This is a genomic window from Psychrobacter sp. K31L (assembly GCF_017942195.1).
In the GTDB taxonomy this organism is placed as follows: domain Bacteria; phylum Pseudomonadota; class Gammaproteobacteria; order Pseudomonadales; family Moraxellaceae; genus Psychrobacter; species Psychrobacter glaciei.
On the sequence record NZ_JAGKSC010000001.1, the window covers coordinates 708,740 to 730,459 of the forward strand.

The window sequence follows — 21,720 nt, forward strand, 5'->3', positions numbered from 1 at the left end:
TTACCAAATTACGATCTGTAAATTTCCAAACTTAATTATCCTAAGGGATTTTAATGGTTTAAGCGAGAGAAAAAGCGCCCCAGGACGCTTTTTCTTTACTCTATATAGTCACAGCGATTTATTGCTTTTCAGCACCAAAAGTTCCTTGGAATTTGGTACCTGTTCCAGCAACATCACCGCTACCGCCTGGTACTGAAGCATCTTGATAAATACCCCCTAAGAACTGAGCCTCTTTACCGTAGAAACCGCCAGCAGTGTCAATGCCATTTTTATTGCCAGCAAAGGTGTTTCCTGTAATATCGGCATCGATTTTTATTTCGTTGCCAGCTGGCATGTACTTATAGCCCGTACCAGTAAATGAGAGCGTACCATCAACTGAGCCATTAACGAAGTCGACATTGAAAGCAGAAGTCCCATTGACTGGGGCAGTAGATGCATTGTCAGCTAAATGAATGTTTTCAATATAAGTTGCCATACCTTGGTATTGCGCCTTACCTGCGTTAACATTCTTAAGACTTTCCATACCTGCCTGAGAAGTTAAGTAACCTTCTACATAGACATTAGCAGCGCGTGAGACATCTCCTGCAATTGAGTTTAAATTGCCATAAACATGACCGACTTGCATCTGTGAATCAAAGTTCTTGTAGACAGCATTATATTGGTAAGTCGGATTCAAACTACCTTTACCTGCTTCAACTTTCTGCTCACCACTTGCATCCGTCAAATTGACAGTGATAGGCTCTAATACAGTATCTGGCTTGACCATGTCGGCAAGCACTTTGCCTTTACTGAAGCTAGTAAAGTTATCACCTTTGCGATTATCTACTGGCACCTCAGAACCATTTTCTATTTTTAGTTCAGTCCAAGCCGATTTATCGTCGCGAATTTCAACATAGCCGATAGCATTATCAAGCTGACCTTGACCCAGTGGTAGCGTTTTCTCTTTACTACTCAGCGCCGTAGATTGGAATCCAGTCATTTTAGATTCTGTTGGGTCAGGTACTACCTCAACTGTTGGATCTACTTTAGAAGCACCATAAGTACCTTTGATATAGTTATCTTTAGTCTCTCTTTCGTAGACACCGCCTAGTAGGCTAGCACCTTTACCGTAGAAACCACCGACAGTATTGACAGCAGCACCTTGCTCACTAGCAAAAGTATTATTGGAGATAGTCGCATTGATATCAACCTGCTTGTCAGCAAATTCCAGCTCGCCTTTCACTGATTTGGCGACAAAGTCAACATCGAACTTAGAAGTACCATCGACTGCGATTTTTCCACCTTCTGCATAGGTGGCCACCCCTTCATAATTGGCCTTACCTTCATTTACGTTGGCTAACTTATCCATATCACCAAGGTTGGTGGCATTACCTTGGACATAAGTATTAGACAAATGGCTCTTATACAATATGCCATTTTTGATGTCACCTTCTAAATGTCCAATCTGCATTTGGTTATCGAAGTTTTTATACACTGAAGAGTAATTCATATCTCGATTGTGAATAGTCCCCCCTAAACGACCTTCAAATGACGTGCTGCCTTTGTGCTCTTTAAAACCGTTATTACCTGTACCATAAGTGTTGTCAGCAGCGCCATCATTTGCGCCTCTGAGCTTCACATCGATTGTTTTTAGGGAAGCTCTGCCATCAACTTCGTTAGCATAAACCTTCAATTGGTTATAGCTATTGGAGTTGTTGTCAAAAATTCCGTCATCAGAGCCTACGGAAGTACTTTGGAAACCCGATACTCTAGAATCTGGAGCCGTAAATTTATTAGCGGCTTCTAACGCTTCAGCTTCTGCAGCCTCTGCTCTCGCTATGGCTTCATCTCTTGCTGCTTCAGCGCTCACTTTAGCATTTAAAGCTTCAGTTTTAGCATTCTCTGCTTCAATCTTAGCCGCTTCTGCCACAGCTTTGGCGCTCTCTGCTACTGCTTGAGCCTGCAGTGCTTTTTCTTTAGCCTCTTTTTGTGCTTGGGCATCCCCTACTGCTTTTTCAGCCACTTTTTCAGCCGAAATTTGAGCCTGTTCCGCAGCCATTTGAGCCGTTTGCGCAGCAATTCGGGCAGCGTCGGCTGTAGAAGCAGCTTCTAATGCAGCGGCTTCTGCAGCTTCGGCGGCTTCAGCACGAGCCAATGCAGCAGCAAGACCACCATCTCCTGTACCAGCATTTGCTAAAGCTTCTTCAGCGGCAGTCAAGGCTTCTTGCGCTTTGGTAGCATCAGCTTTGGCTTTGTCTGCAACAGCTTGGGCAGCAGCAGCTTGGGCATTGGCATTAGCGATAGCAGCTTGCGCCTTATCAGCATCAGCTTGCGCCTTTTCAGCTGCTTTTTCTGCTGCGGTTTGTTTGTCACTCTTTGCACCATAAGTACCTTGAGCGCCTTTACCTTCGTAGACACCGCCTAGATACTGAGCATCACCGCCAAAGAATCCACCTTCGGTACTGTAGCCTGCATTGGTATCTGCACTACCTGAGAACTGATTACCATTGATACCCGCTGTTAGACTAATCTTACCGGCTTTATCGAAGGTGAGATCGCCTTTAACGTTTTGAGTGACAAAGTCAGCAGTGAATACTGATTTACCAAATTCAATGTCATTACCGATGCCCAGCTTGCGATACGTGGCATCTCCTGTGTAGCCAACTTTACCTTCCGTCGGCATATTCGCCGCTTGGGTGGCATTACCAACGACAGCTACGCCATTTACAGGAATGTCAGTGCCTTGTAGGTTTGCTGCACCATCAATATGACCGACGCGCATGTCATTACCATAGTCTTTATAGACTGAGGTGTATTCTAATGGCAACTCACCTAAAGCTGTTGTGATAGAAGTATTGTCATCATGGCTCTTGAAACCGTTGGCAAGCTCGGTATCTCCTTCACCTGAAATATTAACGTCAACTTTGGGCAGTAGATCTCCAGAAGCTACGTCAGCGCGAGCTATGACATTATTTTCACCAATTTCAAAATCACGTGTCGTTACTACAAAATCGGGAAGACCGGCAACTGATGTACCAACGTTGATAGATTGAGCACCAGACTTCTCCGCTTCAGGAGCATTCTTGATCTTAGCTGCTGCTAAGGCATCTTCAGCCGCTTGTTGGGCAGATTGGGCAGCAGCGACTTGAGCGGCGGCAGCAGCGGCGGCTTGTGCTTGAGCTTGCTCGGTAGCAATGATTTTAGCATTCGCCGCGTCAAGGGCGGCTTGGCGACGGTCTACTTCTGCTTGCAGGGCTTCGGTGTTACCACCACCTGAAGCTAATGCATCTGCCAGTGCTTTTTCGGCTGCGGCTAAGTCGGCTTGTGCTGTTACCAACTCACCTTTAGCTTTATTAGCCTCTGCTTGGGCAGCAGCGGCTTTTTGTTTTTCAGTTTGGGCTTGAGCTTGAGCATCTGCAGCCTGTTGATTAGCAAGGTCTGTTTTGGCATTGGCTGCTTTCACTGCTATGTCGGCTTTGGCTTTAGCTTCCGCTGCTTCTGTTTTAGCTTTAGCTTCTGCAGCTTTAGCAGTGTTAGCATCAATCTCAGCTTTATCCGCTCGTACTTTAGCATCGGCTACTTGTTGGTTGGCTGCGGCTACTTTTTTATCCGCTTCAACTTTGGCCTCGCCAACAGCCTTATCTGCTGCATCTTTCGCAGCTTTGGCAGCTGTTTCTGCAGCTATTTTTGCAATCTCGGCAGCGGCTCTTGCATTTTTTGCAGTCTCAGCGGCTTCTAATGCAGCGCCTTCTGCAGCTTCGGCGGCTTCAGCACGAGCCAATGCAGCAGCAAGACCACCATCTCCTGTACCAGCATTTGCTAAGGCTTCTTCAGCGGCAGTCAAGGCTTCTTGCGCCTTGGTAGCATCAGCTTTGGCTTTGTCTGCAGCAGCTTGGGCAGCAGCAGCTTGGGCATTGGCATTAGCGATAGCAGCTTGCGCCTTTTCAGCATCAGCTTGCGCCTTGTCAGCTGCTTTTTCTGCTGCGGTTTGTTTGTCACTCTTTGCACCATAATTACCTTGAGCGCCTTTACCTTCGTAGACACCGCCTAGATACTGAGCATCACCGCCAAAGAATCCACCTTCAGTGTTATATCCGGCATTGTCAGCAGCAGTACCTGAGAACTGATTACCATTGATGCCCGCTGTTAGACCAATCTTACCGGCTTTATCGAAGGTGAGATCGCCTTTAACGTTTTGAGCGACAAAGTCAGCAGTAAATACTGATTTACCGAATTCGATGTCATTACCGATACCCAGCTTGCGATAAGTGGCATCTCCTGTGTAGCCAACTTTACCTTCCGTCGGCATGTTGGCAGCTTGGGTGGCATTACCGACTACTGCAACGCCATTCACTGGTAGCTTATTTGCACCAAGAGCTGCTGCACCATCAATGTGACCGATGCGCATGTCATCGCCAAAGTCTTTATAGGTTGAGGTATAAGTTAGTGGCAGTACACCAAGGGCGGTTGTAATATCAGTGCTGTCGTCGTGAGATTTAAATCCGTTTTGTAAGTTGGTGTCATTCGTACCAGAGGTGGTAATATTGACGATTGGTAATAGACCACCTGAAGCAGTGTCTGCTCGAGCTTCAACACTGTTTGCGGTAGTATTAAAGTCACGACTAGTAGCGGTAAAGGCGTTAGGTAAGCCAGCAGCTGATGGGTCGATGTTCAATGACTGAACACCTGATTTAGTGGCTTCAGGCGCATTCTTGATGGCTGCTGCTGCCAAGGCGGCTTCGGCAGCTTGTTGGGCAGCTTGTTGGGCAGCGACTTGAGCGGCGGCAGCTTGTTGAGCAGCTTGAGCAACAGCTTGGGCCTCTTGGGCTTGAGCTTGGGCTTGCTCTGCTAACTTTGCTTTGCGCTCGGCTTCTTTCTGTAAAGCTTCCGAACCACCACCATTTGCTAGAACTTCTTCTAAAGCTTTTTCTGCTTCTAATTTAGCAGCTTCGGCTTTAGCACGAGCGGTTTCTGCAGCTACAGTTGCTTTTTCTGCTTCTGTTTTAGCTTCTTCTGCTGCTTTTGCCTTTGCTTCCGCGGTCACTTTGGCATTGGCTTCTTGTTTGGCTTTCTCCGCTTCTGTTTTTGCGATAGCTTCAGCCGCTTTTACTCTTGCTTCTGCAGCCTCTATCGCCGTCTTCGCTCTAACCTCTGCTTCTTTAGCTTTGTCTTCTGCGACTTTTACTTTTTCTACTGCTTCTGCGGCAGCTTTTTTAGCCAAGTCAACTTGTGATTTAGAGGCTTTTGCGGCTGCTTCAATTTTAGCTACAGCTTCTGCTCTTGCTGCTTCTGCTGCGATTTTAGCTTCTACCGCTTCTGCTTTAGCAGCGGCAACAGCTTTAGATGATTCTACTTTAAATGTCTCTTCAGCGGTTTTAAGTGCATCTTGAGCAGTTTGTGCCGCTTTTTTAGCAGCATTTATTTCTGATTTTGATGCATTTTCTAAAGCATCAATTTTTTCTTGTGCATCTTTTTTGGCCGTGTCTAGTGCTTTGGTAGCTTCTGCCAATTTAGTTTGTGCAATTTTTGTCTGATTTTCTGCAATTACCGCTTTAGCTTCTGCATCTTTGGCTCTAGCCTCTGCCGCTTTGATAGCTGCTGTATCATCACCAGTTTCTCCACCACCAGTTTCACCGCCACCAGTTTCTCCATCTTCCACCCCTGGTAAAACAGGGGTTGGTTTTGGAGCAATAGAGTTATCTCCTCCACTCGTTGAACATGAGGCTAGGATCACAGCAGTCAAAAGAACAACACTAGCTTTGAGCGGGGTATTTAATTTTTTTGCTGTTGATACAGCCAAGATTGAATGACGGTCAAGTGGCATTCGAATTCCTCCATGAAAGTTTTATGAATATTCCGTTAAACATAACTTTTATCTACTAACGAGTATAGATAAACAAATTACATACAAAAAGTCAATAAATAAAAATGGATTAATGTCCACTGTAACTTTTAGTTACTAATTAATATTTATGAAATAGAATATATAGGAATCATGAAGAAGGTTGAATGTATGTACATGACTATTGCTTTACTAATATTGCATGCCAAAAATTCAAATTGATAACCACCATTTATGAGCAATCTATAAAAGTGATTAGATGGAGGCAATAGTTGAACTATATTTCTTTTATAAAGCTAGAATACTCTTGGTTTATGCTTATAAAGGCTATGAAAACATAATAATCTCTGATTATTGACGTATTTTTATCAAAAAATTCTAAGTGAATCCGATCGACTGTGATAGAAATGCCTTATTAATATTTTTGTAATACTCAGGTGACATAGTGAGTGTGTGAGAGTCATCACTTTTAAATGATTGAGAGATAATAATTAGTTATGATTAATGGAATAAAATACTGACTATGTATTCGATATATACCAACATATTAATATATATACAAACAATAGTTTGTATATAAAAAACAAAAATACTTTTCGTTGTGGAATCATCCTTTAACTAAATAAACATTAATCAACTAAAAGAACATTTGTAAACTGAAATAATGATTGTTTTCTTAGTTTCTTATCTACAAAAAAAAGCGCCCTAAGGCGCTTTTTTACTACAAACTGTCAGACTAATTTATTGCTTTTCAGCACCGAAGGTACCTTGGAAAGTTGTACCTTCACCTGGTTGAATACCCTTACCACCCTGGGTTAAAGCTTCTTGATAAACACCACCTAAGAAATTAGCATCTTCACCATAGAAACCCCCAGCGGTATCGATATTATTCGCATTACCAGCAAAGGTATTGCCAGTGATGTCGGCATTGATATTAATTTCATTACCAGCAGGCATATACTTATAATCACCTTCTGCAAATGTCAATGTACCTTCAAGCTTACTGTTAACAAAATCAACATCAAACTTAGATGAACCATCAACTACTGGACCACCACGATCACCATCTTTCAGATGTAGGTTTTCCATGTAGGTAGCGACACCAGCATAAGCCACCATACCGTCATTGATATTATTATCAATATTGTATTGTGCTAGGTCTTTCATGTACTGCATGTCTTCAAGGTTGGTACCATTACCTTGTACATAGACAGTAGAAACGCGCGCTAGATCTCCAAAGAAACTCTGATTAGGATCACCATACACATGCCCTATTTGCATTTGTGAATCGAAGTTCTTATAAACAGATGAATAATTTAAATCTAATGCTACAGGACCTTGAACCGTAGTAGTCTCAGTGTGAAGCTTGAAACCATTGGTCAAGTCGGAATCATTAGCGCCACTTATATTAATAATAACTTGCTCTTTCACAGAATCAGGCTTAGTCATATCAGCACGTGCTGAAAAGCTATCATAGCTGGTAAAGTTGTCACCAGCACGATTGTCTACAGGAACTTCAGAACCATCTACAGTCGCAGTTTCTGTAAAGTCGGACTTGTCGTCGCGTATCTCTGCATAGCCAATCGCATCATCTGTAATTTGACCATTCTTTTTACTACTCAACGTATTACTTTGGAAACCTGTAAATTCTGCGTCTGCTTGAGCGCTTGGATTAACTGGTAGCGTTGGCGTTGGCGTTGGCGTTGGCGTTGGCGTTGGCGTTGGCGTTGGCGTTGGCGTTGGCGTTGGCGTTGGTGTTGGTGTTGGTGTTGGTGTTGGTGTTGGTGTTGGTGTTGGTGTTGGCGTTGGCGTTGGCGTTGGTGTTGGCGTTGGTGTTGGCGTTGGCGTTGGTGTTGGTGTTGGTGTTGGTGTTGGTGTTGGTGTTGGTGTTGGTGTTGGTGTTGGTGTTGGCGTTGGTGTTGGCGTTGGTGTTGGCGTTGGTGTTGGCGTTGGTGTTGGCGTTACGGCTTCATTCTTCTCAGCACCAAAGGTACCTTGAGAGTCATTACCTTGGTAGATACCACCGATGAAGTTAGCATCTTTACCGTAGAAAGCACCTTCAGTATTGTAGCCACCTTTTTCGCCAGTGAACTCATTACCGTCTATGCTTGCTCCTAGTTCAATATTACCAGCTTGCGCAAATGTCAGCGTACCAGCAACATTCTTCGCAACAAAGTCCGCGGTAAATGCTGAGGTGCCATATTCAATAGCATTACCAGGACCTACTTTGCGGTTGGTTGCATCACCGGTGTATTCAAACTTACCTTCGGTTGGTAGAGTCGCTGTCTTTTTACCAACGGCTATCACACCATCTACTGGGATTGTACTACCTAGTGCACTAACACCACCATCGATGTGAGCGACACGCAATTCATCATTGTCACCAAAGTCTTTATAGATTGAGGTATAAGTCAGGTCACCGGCAGCCAGTACGTTACCAGTGCCATTATAAGATTTAAAACCGTTTTCAGTATCAGCATCGCTATCACTTGATAAGGTCACTGCTGCTGGTGCTGGTACGATTCCTGTCAAAGCTTTGTCAGCACGGGCATCAACATCTGAGGTGCTACGAATAGCGAAATCACGTGTGGTCACTTCTCTCACACCTGCAAGCTGACCTGTGTTCACAGATAAGTGCTGTACACCTGATAAGTTTGCTTCTGCTTCAGAGCTGTAACCTGGCGTTGGCGTTGGCGTTGGCGTTGGCGTTGGCGTTGGCGTTGGTGTTGGTGTTGGTGTTGGTGTTGGTGTTGGTGTCGGTGTTGGTGTCGGTGTCGGTGTCGGTGTCGGTGTGATTACTGGACTATCATTAAAGATATCACCTAGTTTGTACGAATTATTATTATCGCTAGCACACGAGGCCAATATCATTGATGTCAAAAGTACGACACTTGCTTTTAATGGGGTATTGAATTTCTTTGCTGTAGAATTAGCTGAGATTGAATGATGGTTAGGTAACATTCGTATTCCTCCATGGATTATAATGAGATATTCCCTTTATATTCAACTATTTATATAATAGCTGAATAATTTTTATAGATACTAAAAAGTAGCTTGACCAGTCAAAACTTAATGGTCTATTACTTTTGAAGAGAGATGACTTTCAACTTCGATAGTAACAACCGACTTAGTAGTCTTCTTTATTAATATCTATAATTTTATTTAAAACATTGCAGCTTATTATAAAGCTCACCCATTACAACTCGATAAGCTTTATAAAATTTCAATCAAAATAAGAACTAAGTTTAAAAACTAAGTTTAAGAATGAAGTTACTGGCTCTGATAAGACAGTTTTACACCAGCGATGTAACCATCGTTATCTTCAGATTTACTAACGATACTGCCGTTCGGTAACTGTCCAGTCGCATCACCAAACTTCAAGTATTTTCCACCGACAGATACGGCCCATTCAGGAGTGACATTATATTTAACCCCACCACCGATACTATAGAAACCATCAATAGTACCCAATGAACTGACAGGATCACCTGCACCAGAGTCATAACCAACCACAACAGAACCCGCTAATTTTTCGTTGAAGCGTTTAGCCAAACCAACGTCGACTTTCCATTGGTCTTTGTCATAAGACAATAGTGGTAAGCCACCAGCAACGGCTCCTTTAGAGTAGGCATTATAAAGAGGAGGCACAATACTAAAGTCACTCCAAGGCACCCAGCGTACATCCAATGTGCCTAGCAGCTGATATTTTTCACTTAAACCCGTCTGAATGTTTAAGTTAACTGACTCTGGTGTGGTCACAGTTGCTTCGGTAGTCGCATCAGCACCAATAGCTGCCGCCAATTCAGGCGTGATTATATCGTTAGGATTAAGTTCATTATATTTACCGATAAATACACTTTTTATAAGATCATTATCTAATAGAGGTACTCTTTCACCTACCGCGGTTTTATGATCAATTTCCGAGCGATAAGTTAACGCTGCATTTAAGGCAATCTCTGGTTTACTATAGGAAAGACCAGCCGCCCAACCATAGTCAGTGTCTTTATTGACGTTGGCATCATAACCTGTCAATGGACCATATGCTTGGCCACGTAAATGCACTTCTGCTTTTACTTTTTGTATCACTGGACCACCATATACTTGGAAGCCGTTAGATTTAAAACCTACCAAACCTGTCCATGATTCAGTATGAACGCTAACATTGGTGTTTTTATCATAATCAGAATCTAGAACAGCTGGATTAATGAATTCATTAGGAAATGCAGTTCCTGTTGAAGAATCCACGATTGTCTGTTTTCCTGGTTGAGATACGAAAGCATTATCTCCTGTATACTCTACTTCTGCTCCAAAAGGCTCATCATAGAACACACCGATACTAATACTGTCATTAATATCCGTTTTTACACCATAGCGAGCAAAAGTATAAGGATCCTCGGTAGCATTACCCGTATTTACACCCTTTTCGTACTCATCTTCATTAGAGGTAATACCAAGACGAGCACCGTTTGCGATTGCCCCAGCATTATCATTAACTGAAACATCCGTGTTGATGTAAGCATACTCAATCTCGGCGTAAGTACCAGGGTTAAAAAAACCTTTGATGTCTTGACCTGAACGATCAAGACCAGCTGCTTGTGTCAACGATGCAGCTGACAGTGTAAGTAGAGCGAGAGTGAGTTTAGAGATAGGGAATTTTTGAGACACTTGATATCCTCCATGAATAAAATAACTGGCAAAAAGCTTAATTACGGTATGACTTATATCAGTAATTGAAACCTGTGCTGTGCAATCCTTTGCCAAACGATTTACTTATTTAACTAGCAGATGTAACTACCGCTTACGCAATATTACCTTTCATTGTTATCAGACATCACTACTATGTAATACAACGTAACTGATTTCAGTATCATAATTAAAGTTTGCTGCTATAGCAATACCCTTTTCGACTTTTTCCAAAAATAGATTTATGTTAGTTAAAATTTTTATATATTTGCAGTATTTAAAAGCATCTAATAATTTATTTGATGAAAAAAGATAGAAAAGGAATATGGTTATTCTTTACTACTTTCGTACAGTATTGATAATTAAGACTATTTTATTTAATTTTTCCCAACAAAAAAAAGCAGCCACAATGGGCTGCTTTTTTTTGTTGAATCTAACACTTTAAAAAAAGTAACAAGTGTTCACTGATTACTGCGCTTGATAAGAAAGCTTCACGCCAGCGATATAGCCATCATTGTCTTGGAAATCGGCAACGATTTTGTCAGTTGGTAGAGCACCTTGAGCATCACCAAACCATAAGTATTTGCCACCAGCTGATACTGCCCAGTTTTTGGTGACGTTATACTTGGCGCCAAGACCAACACTATAATAGCCATCGACAGGACCTAGTGAAGTAGTCGGATCACCAGCACCGCTATCCCAACCAACCGTACCACTAATGGCAAGTGCTGGTGCTACACGCTTAGCCAGACCCAGCTCGACTTGCCACTGATCATCTTCATATTCAACCAAATCTAAACCGTCATCGCCATAAAGACCACTGCTTATGCTAACTGCATTGTATAATGGAGGGGTAATGACAAAATCACTCCAAGGCACCCAACGTACTTTTGCGGTGGCTAATGTAGTTGGATTGATACCGGTTTGGAAATCAAAGTTGACTGATTTAGGAGTGGTGATCTCGTAGTCACTGCTTCTATTTGCTGCTGCTTCCGCTTGTGCTGGAGAAGCTCCTGCTCCAAGCGCTCTAAGACCTGCTAGCGGATAAGTCTCAGATATTTGTATATCGTGGTCGATCTCAGAACGATAAGTCAATGCAGCTTTCAAAGCGATTTCAGGCTTACTGAAAGACACACCAGCGATATAACCATAGTCCATATCAGGGTTACTGGTCGAAGTGTAACCTGTAGCAGGGCCATAAGCCAATCCACGTAATTTCGTATCAGCTTGAATACGCTGTGCTACTGGACCACCATAAACTTGGAAATTCTTATTGGCACCAAACTTCATACCAAGTAGACCTGTCAAGCTTTGGCTACGAACCTCTACATTGGTGTTTTCACCTGCATTGCCTGCCTCAGCTTGAGCGATTGCGCCTACAGTACTAAGATTTGTAATTTGTTGCACGATGCCTGCTCTTACTTCTGCATCAGGTTCTGCTGCAGCTTGAGCTCTCAAAGCATTTATTGTAGGACCAAGCGTTGCACCATTGAATTGACCATTAGTCAGTTGCTGGATAGACGCGTTTTGATCACCCTTCGATACAAAATTGCTATCGCCTGTGTACTCGGCAGCTGCACCAAAAGGCTCATCGTATAAAATACCAATACTGAACGTATCGTTGATGTCAGTTTTTACGCCATAGCGGAAGAAATCATAAGCTTCAGCGATATCACCCGTGTCACCACCTTCGACATAGGTATTACTAGAAGGAACATTGTTAGCACTGTCTTTACCACTGACATCAGCGTCAATATAGGTATAAACCGCTTCGGCATAAGTCCCATCTTGAAAGAAAGCAGTGACGTCCTGACCTGAACGATCTAGACCGGCAGCATTCGTCATGCTGGCTACAGAAATAGTAGCAATAGCTACCGCAAGGGTTTTTAAGTGAAAGGTAGCGCGCATTATGTATCTCCAAACATCCTAGTTGTTTAACCGTCCTACGAATCTAAAATTGGCCATGGTGCACGCAAATTTAAATTATAAAAACAGTGTCCTGATTTCGATAATAATGGCTTTTTGACACTAAAACAACACTTAAAGCACTTTATTTCCTAAATATGACTGAACAGTACAGATTACATGTAACTGACACACTAAACACTTGTTTCCTTTAGTAAAATTATCTTTTGAATTTACTTTTTACTGGACTAAAATCGTCTTCTTTCTTCATGTGCAGTCATCAAGAAGCATACCCTGATAATAGAGTGTACATATTTGACTATCCTTATTTTGAGCAAAAAAAAGCGACCCGCTTAGGATCGCTTTTTTGCTGCCAAATCGTCAAATAGATAACCAAACTAGATATGTTTTAGTTTGATACTATTTTGCTTGGTAAGATACTTTTACACCAAGTGCATAGCCATCATTGCTGTCAAAATCACTAACGATAGTTTTCGTTGGGATTTGACCTTGAGCATCGCCGAACCATAGATACTTGCCACCGGCTGATACCGCCCAGTTTTCAGTGAGGTTATATTTTGCGCCAAGACCAGCACTATAATATCCCTCGATAGGGCCTAGCGAGGTCACTGGATCACCAGCGCCACTATCCCAACCGACCGTACCCGTAACAGCTAATGCTGGCGACAAACGCTTGGCAAGACCCAACTCTACTAACCATTGATCTTCATCATAGCTGACTAAAGGAAGACCTTTATCATCACCTGTTGAACGCTTGCTGACTTCGTTATAAAGGGGTGGCACGATTGCAAAATCAGTCCAAGGTACCCAACGTACTTTTGCGGTCGCTAACGTCGTTTGATTCACGCCTGTTTGAAAGTCAAAGTTGACTGACTTAGGTGTAGTGATATCAATTTTGTTACCCTGAACAGGATCGCCACCCAATGCGGCAACTAGCGGATAAGTCTCATCAATATTCAAGCTATGATCGATCTCTGAGCGATACGTTAACGCAGCTAGTAATGCAATCTCAGGCTTGCTATAAGAGACACCGGCTAACCAACCGTAATCTTGGTCAGAGCTGATATGAGTGGTATAGCCAGTAGCAGGACCGTAAGCAATACCACGTAGGGCTACATCGGCTTGGACTTGCTGCATCACAGGGCCACCATATACTTGGAAGTTTTTATTTTCACCAAGTTTCATACCTAAGATACCCGTGACGCTTTCGGTACGAACTTCTACGTTAGTACCTTCACCGGTAGTCGCTGCTTCTGCACGTGCGGCTGCTACTGCTGCGCCAAGAGATTGGGCTTGACCTGCTAGCGTTTGCGCTTGGGTTTGGGCAGCTTGCGCTTGCTCTGCGAATCCTGCTGCTGCTTGTGGGGTCGTCGCGGTTTGCGCTTGGGCTGCAAAATTTGCGGCTGCTGCACCTGCTTGTGTTGCGCCTGCCGTCAATTGACCAATTTTCAGACCCGCATCTGCTGCGCTGCTTGCTTTGCCACCTGATATGGCATTAACCGAAGCATCCAAATCACCTCTAGCCACAAAATTATTATCACCACTATAATCAGCAGCAGCACCGAAAGGCTCGTCGTATAAGATACCAACACTGAATGTATCATTGATATCTGCTTTTACGCCATAACGGAAAAAGTCATAAGACTCAGCGATATCATCGATTTTTTTGCCTTGCTCATAAGCCTTTTTATCAGGACCGACATAAGCATTGTCATGGCCACTGACATCACCATCGATGTAAGTGTAAACCGCTTCGGCATATAAGCCGTCTTGCAAAAATGCGGTAACGTCTTGTCCTGAACGATCAAGACCAGCAGCACTAGCAGCGCTAGCGACAGAGAAAGCAGCAATAGCTACTGTAAGGGTTTTTAGGTGAAAGGTGGCCCGCATTGTGTATCTCCAAACATCCGCATTGTTTTACCGCCGTACCAAAAATTGCTAGGTAGGCAGCAGCTAAGGAGAAGGATACTAATGTCTTTTTTACCTTAAGACAACTGTAAAAATACATTATTACCGAATTATGACTAGACAGTCATCGACCATTAACCATATTCAAAAGTAAGAATATATTCTAAATAGAGACAGCTTCTCTTATTTTAACGGTTTTTAATAATGCGGTGGCCTATCAGACATAACATCAAATGGAGCAATTCCTCCTTCGGTATCTTGGCTTTCAACTTGCTTGTAAATAAGCTGCAATTGACGTTGTACAGTCTGAATATGCTTGTCTTGCCGAGCGATAACTTCATCGAGTCGCTCTACCGTTAGCTCCAGATGAGCCATGTTCATCTGTAACTCAATTACTTGAAGTTGTAGATCGCTTTGGGCAGCAGATGAATTGCCTTGAGGATTGATTAAAGGTGTCGTTGGTGGGACAGATTGATCCATATTTTTCTCTAAGTGATAGCATTCATATACTGAATTTGCTGGAATATTCATTTTTGATTGATGACTGTGAAATGCTAGCAATTCATAAGCGATGACATGCATAGCATATTGACTACCAACAAATAGCAATAAAATAGTATTGATAAACCATTTACTCGCACTACAGTCAGGTGGTGGCATGTTATACTGCTGCCAATTTTGCAACAACCCCTACCTCACTATTATATAAGCTTAAGATATTTTATGGCACTGATACATCTAAAAGATATTCACCTCGCATTTGGCGTGGCTCCCGTTCTTGATGGCGTTGATTTTGCGATCAATGCTGGCGAGCGTGTGTGTTTGATTGGTCGCAATGGCGAAGGCAAATCCACTCTGTTTAAGTTGATCAATGGCTCATTGCAGCCTGATAGTGGTGAAGTCATCATCAATAGTAGTGTACGTGTTGCTATGCTTGAGCAAGACGTACCAGAAACCAGTGGCCGCATACTGGATATCGTCATGGGTGGTAGTCGTCGCACTGCTGATCTGCTGATTAACTATAATAAGCAAGTCGATATGTGTGCCAATGGCGATATGGATGCCTGTGAGCGTATGGCAGACTTACAGCATGATATCGATGCAGTACATGGCTGGGATTTAGAGCGTGATGCCACTCGCCTTATTACTACGATGGGACTTGATCCAGATGATGACTTGTCGTCGCTGTCTGGTGGTCGTAAGCGCCGTGTACTACTTGCGCGCTCACTAGTTACCAAGCCTGATGTGCTGCTTCTCGATGAGCCAACCAACCATTTGGACGTTGAGAGTATCGAATGGTTAGAGCGCTTCTTATTGGATTGGCAAGGTTTGACACTATTGTTCGTTACCCATGATAGAGCATTTGTGAATAAACTGTCGACGCGCATCATTGAGCTGGATCGCGGTCAGTTGACCAGCTATGACGTAACCCAAGGTGAAGGTGGCTACGCACGCTATCAAGAGCTAAAAGAGCTACAGTTATTGGCTGAAGAAAAAAATAACGCTAACTTTGATAAAAAATTGGCGCAAGAAGAAGTATGGATTCGCCAAGGTATCAAAGCCCGTCGTACCCGTAATGAAGGCCGTGTCCGTGAGCTAAAAGCCTTACGTGAAGAGCGTGGCGACCGCCGTGAGCAAGTGGGCAATGTAAACATCACCATGGGTCAAGGCGAAAAAAGCGGCAAGCTGGTCTGCAAAGTTAAGAACTTGCATCTTGAGTATGATGGCAATGTATTGGTTGATAACTTTACGACGACTATCATGCGTGGTGATAAAATCGGTATTGTCGGGCCTAATGGCGCGGGTAAAACCACGCTTATTAAAGCTCTACTCGACATGTCTGATGACGAAGTCACGAAGACAGGCAGCGTTGAGCTAGGAACCAACTTAAAAATCGCTTTTTTCGATCAGTTACGTGATCAGTTAGATCTAGAAGCGAGTGTTGCACAAAACGTCTCAGAAGGCTCAGACTTCGTCGAAGTTGGCGGTCGTAAGACACATATTATGAGCTATTTGCAAGATTTCTTATTTGCTCCAGAGCGTGCACGTACACCTGTTAAGGCATTGTCTGGTGGTGAACGTAACCGCGTCCTACTTGCCAAGCAACTATTGAAGCCTGCCAATATTCTAGTACTCGATGAGCCAACCAACGATTTGGACATGGCGACACTTGAGCTATTAGAAGAATCAGTCGCAAGCTTTGGTGGTACGATTTTGCTCATCAGCCATGATCGCTCATTTATGGATAACGTCGTTACCTCAACATGGGTATTCGGCGAAGATGAAGATGGCAAAGGGATCGTCAAAGAGTACGTCGGTGGCTATCAAGAGTATCTGGTACAAAAAAATCGTGAGCAAGCAGCACAAGCTGCTAGAGCGCCAGTAAGTAATACAAATGCAGCAAATAAATCAGCCAACAAGCAAGCAGTAGCAAAACCTAGTATCACAGCCAAAAAGCTCAACTATAATGAACAGCGTGAGTTAGACAATTTGCCAAAAGAGATTGCAGTGCTTGAAGCTGAACAAAATGAGCTGCAAGAAAAACTGGCTGACGGCTTATGGTTTAATAAAGACTTCGATGCGGCAACAGCAGCTAGTGAGCGTTTACTAGTGATTGAAGATGAAATGATGAGCAAGCTTGAGCGCTGGAGCACACTTGAAGGCTAGAATGAGTCGCTAAAACGTACCTTTAAGTACCTTTGAAATAGACACATTCCATGAACTGATATTTTAAGTTTCTATCCATGGCATATTTAAAGGCTAAAATAATCATCACGCTATTAATAGTGTGGTGATTATTCGTTTACGACCACTTACACAGAGATTAGGGACTGAAAGTTAGTGAACATTCCCTCGATTTCAAGTATCATTCGCTATTGCTAAATACCCTTATTAATTATAAGGTCATCGCGCTGACAAACCTTGCTGGCATAAAAACAGTAACGATACGGCGATATCCAAGCCATCGTGGACAAATAATGTTGTTCAACCTCATACTATGCCCTATCAAGGTTGCTTTATTTTTAACGCAATAATTTATTTTATGACCAAAATAGCTTAGAATAGCAACAATTAGCAAAATTAGGCACAGCTAAAGTGGCTTGATATTGTATCTATATTTTTTAAGCCAATATTCTCTAAGCCACAAACCCAGTGTGGGATAATCCCATTTCATTCACCTGGAGGAAGTATTAATGAGCCATGCCGAAGGCGTTAATGTAAAACGCCGTAGAGTTCTTATTGCCTCGACTGCCGCGATTGGTGCAGCTGGGGTAGCTGCCTTGGCAACACCTTTTGTCCGCTCTTGGACGCCAAGCGCAAAAGCTGAAGCTGCAGGAGCTGCAGTGACCCAAGATATCGGTTCTATCGAAGATGGACAAATGATTGTCATCAAATATCGTGGCAAACCTATTTATGTGGTTAAGCGTACCGAAGATATGATTGCAGGATTAGAGTCAGTCGAACCATTGCTGTCTGACCCAAACTCTCTTGCCTCTTTACAGCCTGAATACTGTACGAATCCTACGCGTTCTTTAGAACCAACTGTGTTGGTTGTTGAAGGCGTGTGTACGCATTTGGGCTGTGCGCCGAACTATCGCCCTGACGTTGGTGCCGCTGACTTAGGCGGTAATGACTGGTATGGCGGATTTTTCTGCCCCTGCCACGGTTCTAAGTATGACTTAGCAGGTCGCGTCTTTAATGGCGTTCCAGCACCGCTTAACTTACCCATCCCAGAGTATAATATGGATGGTACCATCTTGACGGTTGGGGAGGCTTAATATGAGTATGGGTAAAAAAATCATGCACTGGGTGGACGCGCGCTTTCCGGCGACCGAAACCTATGAATATCACATGTCCAAGTACTACGCACCAAAAAACTTTAACTTTTGGTACTTCTTTGGTGTGTTATCTATGGTCGTACTGGTCAACCAATTGGTGACGGGTATCTGGCTAACGATGATGTACAACCCAAGTGCCGAAGGGGCATTTGCGTCTGTTGAATACATCATGCGTGATGTGAAAGGCGGCTGGCTTATTCGCTATATGCATTCCACTGGCGCCTCGGCGTTCTTCGTGGTGGTCTATCTGCATATGTTTAGAGCCTTGCTTTACGGTTCGTACCAAAAACCACGTGAGCTTATTTGGCTCATCGGTATGGGTATTTACCTAGCATTGATGGCAGAAGGTTTCTTCGGTTACTTGTTACCTTGGGGCAACATGTCATTCTGGGGTGCACAGGTTATCTTGAACTTACCTGCCGCGTTGCCAGTGATTGGTGACGGTCTTGCAGAATGGGTACGTGGTGATTATATTATCTCCGGTATTACCCTCAACCGCTTCTTTGCCTTACACGTTGTCGCTATTCCTTTAGTGCTCGTGGGCTTGGTCTTTATGCATTTAGTGGCACTGCATCATGTGGGTTCAAACAACCCTGATGGCATCGACATTAAAAAGCTAAAAGATAAGAACGGCGTGCCATTAGACGGTATTGAGTTCCATCCGTACTACACCGTTCATGATATGGTCGGTATTGTGGTGTTCTTTATCCTGTTCTTTGCAGTGGTATTCTTCTTCCCAGAGGGCGGCGGATTCTTCCTTGAGCCACCAAACTTTGAGACAGCGAACTCGCTGAAGACGCCTGCTCATATTGCACCAGTATGGTATTACACACCATTCTATGCCATTTTACGTGCAGTCCCTGACAAGCTGGGTGGTGTGATTGCGATGGGTGGTGCGATTGCCGTATTGTTCTTGATACCATGGCTCGATAGATCGCCGGTACGCTCTATACGTTATAAAGGCATTTTATCTAAAATTGCTTTAACCGTGTTTGCGATTAGTTTCTTAGTTTTAGGTTACTTAGGCGCGACGCCAACAACACCAACAGCAACATTGATGGCTCGTATCTTCACTGTCTTGTATTTCTTGTTTTTCTTACTGATGCCAATTTATACCTCTATCGAGAAGTGTAAACAGCCACCAGAACGCGTTACCGGAGGTCACTAATGAGCACGCTAATTAAATCCCTAGCTGGTTTAGGCTTAGGCGCGGCACTGACTTTGACTGCTGGTACTGCACTGGCAGCGGGCAGTGGGTGTGGTACATTCACCAATGCTGAGGGTGTCGAAGAGCACTTGCTCTGTAGTGAAGCCCCTATTGACTTTACCAATAAAGGCTCGCTACAAAACGGTGCCAAGACTTTTATGAATTACTGTGCAGGTTGTCACTCAGCACAGTATGTTCGTCACTCTCGCATCGCTAAAGATTTAGAGATTCCACCTGAGCTGGTCGAAAAATACTTGATGGTGACGACCGATCAGATCGGTGATCATATCAATGCTGAGATTGACCCTGAGGTTCAGGCCTCATGGTTTGGTGCTGCGCCACCAGATTTGTCACTTGAGACAAGACTGCGTGGCGATGACTGGGTATATACTTACCTACTATCATTTTATGAAGATCCAAGTCGTCCTTGGGGTGCCAATAACCTAGTGCTTGCAAACGCTGCAATGCCTCATGTCTTGCACAACATGCAAGAAAAATTGAGTCAAGAAGAGTTCGAGTCTGAGGTCGGTGATTTGGTTAACTTTATGGCGTGGATGGGTGAGCCTGCTCGTCACGACCGTCAAGTAATTGGTTTCTTCGTCATTATCTTCTTGTTGGTTTTACTCATCCCAGTCTACTTGCTCAACAAAGAGTTCTGGAAAGATGTAAAATAAATAGAAGTAGATAGTATAAAAACCAAGCATTATATAAGGCACTACTTCGGTAGTGCCTTTTTTATTTTTTGATGGTTTAATATCTAATAAAAACTCAAGACATCAGACAAATAAAGCGCTCACCAGCAACATTTACGCGAGTTACCTTGATAAACACAGCGACTTTGTTTACGATGACAACCTTCACTATTAAGATTAGGCTTTCATGATTGATGCGAATGACATTCCCAGTAGTCAGCTGATTTTATACGCTGATGACGGCTACGACAGTCATGTAGTACGCCTATTACTTGAAGAAAAGAAGCTCGCTTATTATTTATCACGTTTGCATTCTGAGCGTCCTGAAGATTTGACTGAGCTCAACCCCTATCACACCTTGCCTGTTCTGCAACAGCGCGAGATTGCACTCTATGAAATTAACGTCATCTTTGAATATCTTGAGGAACGTTATCATGCCAATAAACTGCTGCCTGACACTCCACAAGAGCGGGCTCAGTTTCGTCAATTGGCATGGCGTATACAACGTGATTGGTTGGTGCTCGGTAAGCGACTGCTTATGCATCCAGATAGCTTTAACAAAGCACAAGCTGCCTTGGCAAAAAAGCAACTCGCTGATTCATTGATTACCTTGTCACCGCTGTTTGCTCACAAGTCTTACTTTATGGCGGATGAGTTTGGTTGGTGTGATGTACTACTCGCGCCTTTATTATGGCGACTTGAGGAGATGGGCATCGAACTACCTCGGGCTATTAGTCGTCCGTTGTTTGACTATCAAACGAGAGTCTTTGAGCGCAGTAGCTTTCAAAAAAGCGTGCGTTAATTAGTGCGTATCTTTAATTCACTCGATAGCCATCTAAATGGGCTAAAAATGGATAAATCTTGCCAAACATCGTCAAATAGCTGGTTAATATCCCGATATTATCTGCGCTATTTTTCTTGTTTAACGGCAATTTATCTCATTTTTATCACCATTTTTGAAATGAAGATACGCCCTAGACAAATATAAAAAGCTGTCCTAGAATAAATACCAATAAAACAGACGTTAAGTAGCCTTTATCCTCTGATAAATTGCTGAAATAACTGTCTTTTAATTATAAAACATCATTAGTATAGGAAATCATCAGATGAGCGAAACCACCTCTATTACTCCGACCCGCCCCTACATGGTACGTGCGCTATACCAGTGGATAGAAGACAATGACCTGACTCCCTATCTGATGGTCGATGCAACGGCTGAAAACGTGCAAATTCCAACCGAACACGTGCAAGATGGTCGCATTGTCTTGAATATCGCCAGCCGTGCCACTGGTAATATGAGTATGGAAAATGACTATATACATTTCAGTGCGCGTTTTGGCGGCGTGTCACAAGATATTTGGGTACCACTGACGGCGGTGCTAGGTATTTATGCGAAAGAGAACTCGCAAGGGATGTTTTTTGATCCCAATGAATATGACAATTATCAGCCTGAAGGCGATTCACCAGTTGCTGCTAAGAAAAGCCCAACAGCAGCACCCAAGCCGAAACGTGATAATAAAGCAGGCTTAAAAGTCTTAAAATAGTCGGTTTTTCTACATAAAAAAGCTGGTCGTATTGAATACGGCCAGCTTTTTTGTTGTCAGTCTAAAAGTGTAACGGCTTTTAAAACGCTTAGATTTTTGG

Annotated in this window: 12 protein-coding genes; 6 read left to right on the plus strand and 6 right to left on the minus strand. The window is 43.3% G+C overall.

All coding sequences use genetic code 11. The features are described 5' to 3' along the window. Positions 1–118: 118 nt before the first annotated feature. From J5X94_RS02955 to J5X94_RS13875, 6 genes are all read right to left on the minus strand, one after another. On the minus strand, positions 119–5,803 hold the full coding sequence (locus J5X94_RS02955; RefSeq protein WP_210539940.1) for a transferrin-binding protein-like solute binding protein: 5,685 nt from the start codon (positions 5,801–5,803) through the stop codon (positions 119–121). A gap of 759 nt (positions 5,804–6,562) precedes the next feature. Beyond that, positions 6,563–8,782 carry a transferrin-binding protein-like solute binding protein gene (locus J5X94_RS02960; RefSeq protein WP_210539942.1) on the minus strand — a complete coding sequence of 740 codons (2,220 nt, stop codon included), beginning with the start codon at positions 8,780–8,782 and terminating at the stop codon, positions 6,563–6,565. Between the two features lie 309 nt (positions 8,783–9,091). Then, positions 9,092–10,486, minus strand: a complete 1,395-nt coding sequence (locus J5X94_RS02965; protein ID WP_210539944.1) for an outer membrane protein transport protein — start codon at positions 10,484–10,486, stop codon at positions 9,092–9,094. Positions 10,487–10,972: 486 nt separating this feature from the next. Beyond that, positions 10,973–12,412 carry an outer membrane protein transport protein gene (locus J5X94_RS02970; protein ID WP_210539946.1) on the minus strand — a complete coding sequence of 480 codons (1,440 nt, stop codon included), beginning with the start codon at positions 12,410–12,412 and terminating at the stop codon, positions 10,973–10,975. Between the two features lie 417 nt (positions 12,413–12,829). Further along, positions 12,830–14,320 (minus strand): hypothetical protein, encoded by a 1,491-nt coding sequence (locus J5X94_RS02975; RefSeq protein WP_210539948.1) that lies wholly within the window; start codon positions 14,318–14,320, stop codon positions 12,830–12,832. A gap of 216 nt (positions 14,321–14,536) precedes the next feature. Then, positions 14,537–14,998 (minus strand): SlyX family protein, encoded by a 462-nt coding sequence (locus J5X94_RS13875; protein ID WP_228293120.1) that lies wholly within the window; start codon positions 14,996–14,998, stop codon positions 14,537–14,539. A gap of 63 nt (positions 14,999–15,061) precedes the next feature. Between J5X94_RS13875 and J5X94_RS02985 the strand changes: the two genes are divergently transcribed. The 6 genes from J5X94_RS02985 to J5X94_RS03010 all read left to right on the plus strand — a co-directional run bounded on the left by J5X94_RS02985 (position 15,062) and on the right by J5X94_RS03010 (position 21,620). Next, positions 15,062–17,005 carry an ATP-binding cassette domain-containing protein gene (locus J5X94_RS02985; RefSeq protein WP_210539949.1) on the plus strand — a complete coding sequence of 648 codons (1,944 nt, stop codon included), beginning with the start codon at positions 15,062–15,064 and terminating at the stop codon, positions 17,003–17,005. A gap of 527 nt (positions 17,006–17,532) precedes the next feature. Further along, the gene (gene petA, locus J5X94_RS02990) at positions 17,533–18,117 is read left to right on the plus strand and encodes a ubiquinol-cytochrome c reductase iron-sulfur subunit (RefSeq protein ID WP_194618925.1); all 585 of its coding nucleotides are present in this window, start codon (positions 17,533–17,535) and stop codon (positions 18,115–18,117) included. 7 nt (positions 18,118–18,124) lie between these two features. Beyond that, positions 18,125–19,345, plus strand: coding sequence for a cytochrome b N-terminal domain-containing protein (locus J5X94_RS02995; protein WP_010199888.1), 1,221 nt, complete (start codon positions 18,125–18,127; stop codon positions 19,343–19,345). Beyond that, a complete protein-coding gene (locus J5X94_RS03000) occupies positions 19,345–20,058 on the plus strand; it encodes a cytochrome c1 (protein WP_189581025.1) in 714 nt (237 codons plus the stop codon). Before J5X94_RS02995 ends, J5X94_RS03000 begins: the two co-directional genes overlap by 1 nt. Before the next feature lie 205 nt (positions 20,059–20,263). Then, on the plus strand, positions 20,264–20,878 hold the full coding sequence (locus tag J5X94_RS03005; protein ID WP_010199892.1) for a glutathione S-transferase N-terminal domain-containing protein: 615 nt from the start codon (positions 20,264–20,266) through the stop codon (positions 20,876–20,878). 304 nt (positions 20,879–21,182) lie between these two features. After that, positions 21,183–21,620: a ClpXP protease specificity-enhancing factor gene (locus tag J5X94_RS03010; protein ID WP_010199894.1), complete on the plus strand. Its 438-nt coding sequence runs from the start codon at positions 21,183–21,185 to the stop codon at positions 21,618–21,620. Positions 21,621–21,720: the final 100 nt, after the last annotated feature.

Bases quoted from the DNA above. Each gene is read 5' to 3' on its own strand.
- J5X94_RS02970 (WP_210539946.1), bottom strand. From the start codon at position 12,412: ATGCGCGCTACCTTTCACTTAAAAACCCTTGCGGTAGCTATTGCTACT.
- J5X94_RS13875 (WP_228293120.1), bottom strand. From the start codon at position 14,998: ATGCCACCACCTGACTGTAGTGCGAGTAAATGGTTTATCAATACTATT.
- J5X94_RS02955 (WP_210539940.1), bottom strand. From the start codon at position 5,803: ATGCCACTTGACCGTCATTCAATCTTGGCTGTATCAACAGCAAAAAAA.
- J5X94_RS03005 (WP_010199892.1), top strand. From the start codon at position 20,264: ATGATTGATGCGAATGACATTCCCAGTAGTCAGCTGATTTTATACGCT.
- J5X94_RS02985 (WP_210539949.1), top strand. From the start codon at position 15,062: ATGGCACTGATACATCTAAAAGATATTCACCTCGCATTTGGCGTGGCT.
- petA (WP_194618925.1), top strand. From the start codon at position 17,533: ATGAGCCATGCCGAAGGCGTTAATGTAAAACGCCGTAGAGTTCTTATT.
- J5X94_RS02975 (WP_210539948.1), bottom strand. From the start codon at position 14,320: ATGCGGGCCACCTTTCACCTAAAAACCCTTACAGTAGCTATTGCTGCT.
- J5X94_RS03010 (WP_010199894.1), top strand. From the start codon at position 21,183: ATGAGCGAAACCACCTCTATTACTCCGACCCGCCCCTACATGGTACGT.
- J5X94_RS03000 (WP_189581025.1), top strand. From the start codon at position 19,345: ATGAGCACGCTAATTAAATCCCTAGCTGGTTTAGGCTTAGGCGCGGCA.
- J5X94_RS02995 (WP_010199888.1), top strand. From the start codon at position 18,125: ATGGGTAAAAAAATCATGCACTGGGTGGACGCGCGCTTTCCGGCGACC.
- J5X94_RS02960 (WP_210539942.1), bottom strand. From the start codon at position 8,782: ATGTTACCTAACCATCATTCAATCTCAGCTAATTCTACAGCAAAGAAA.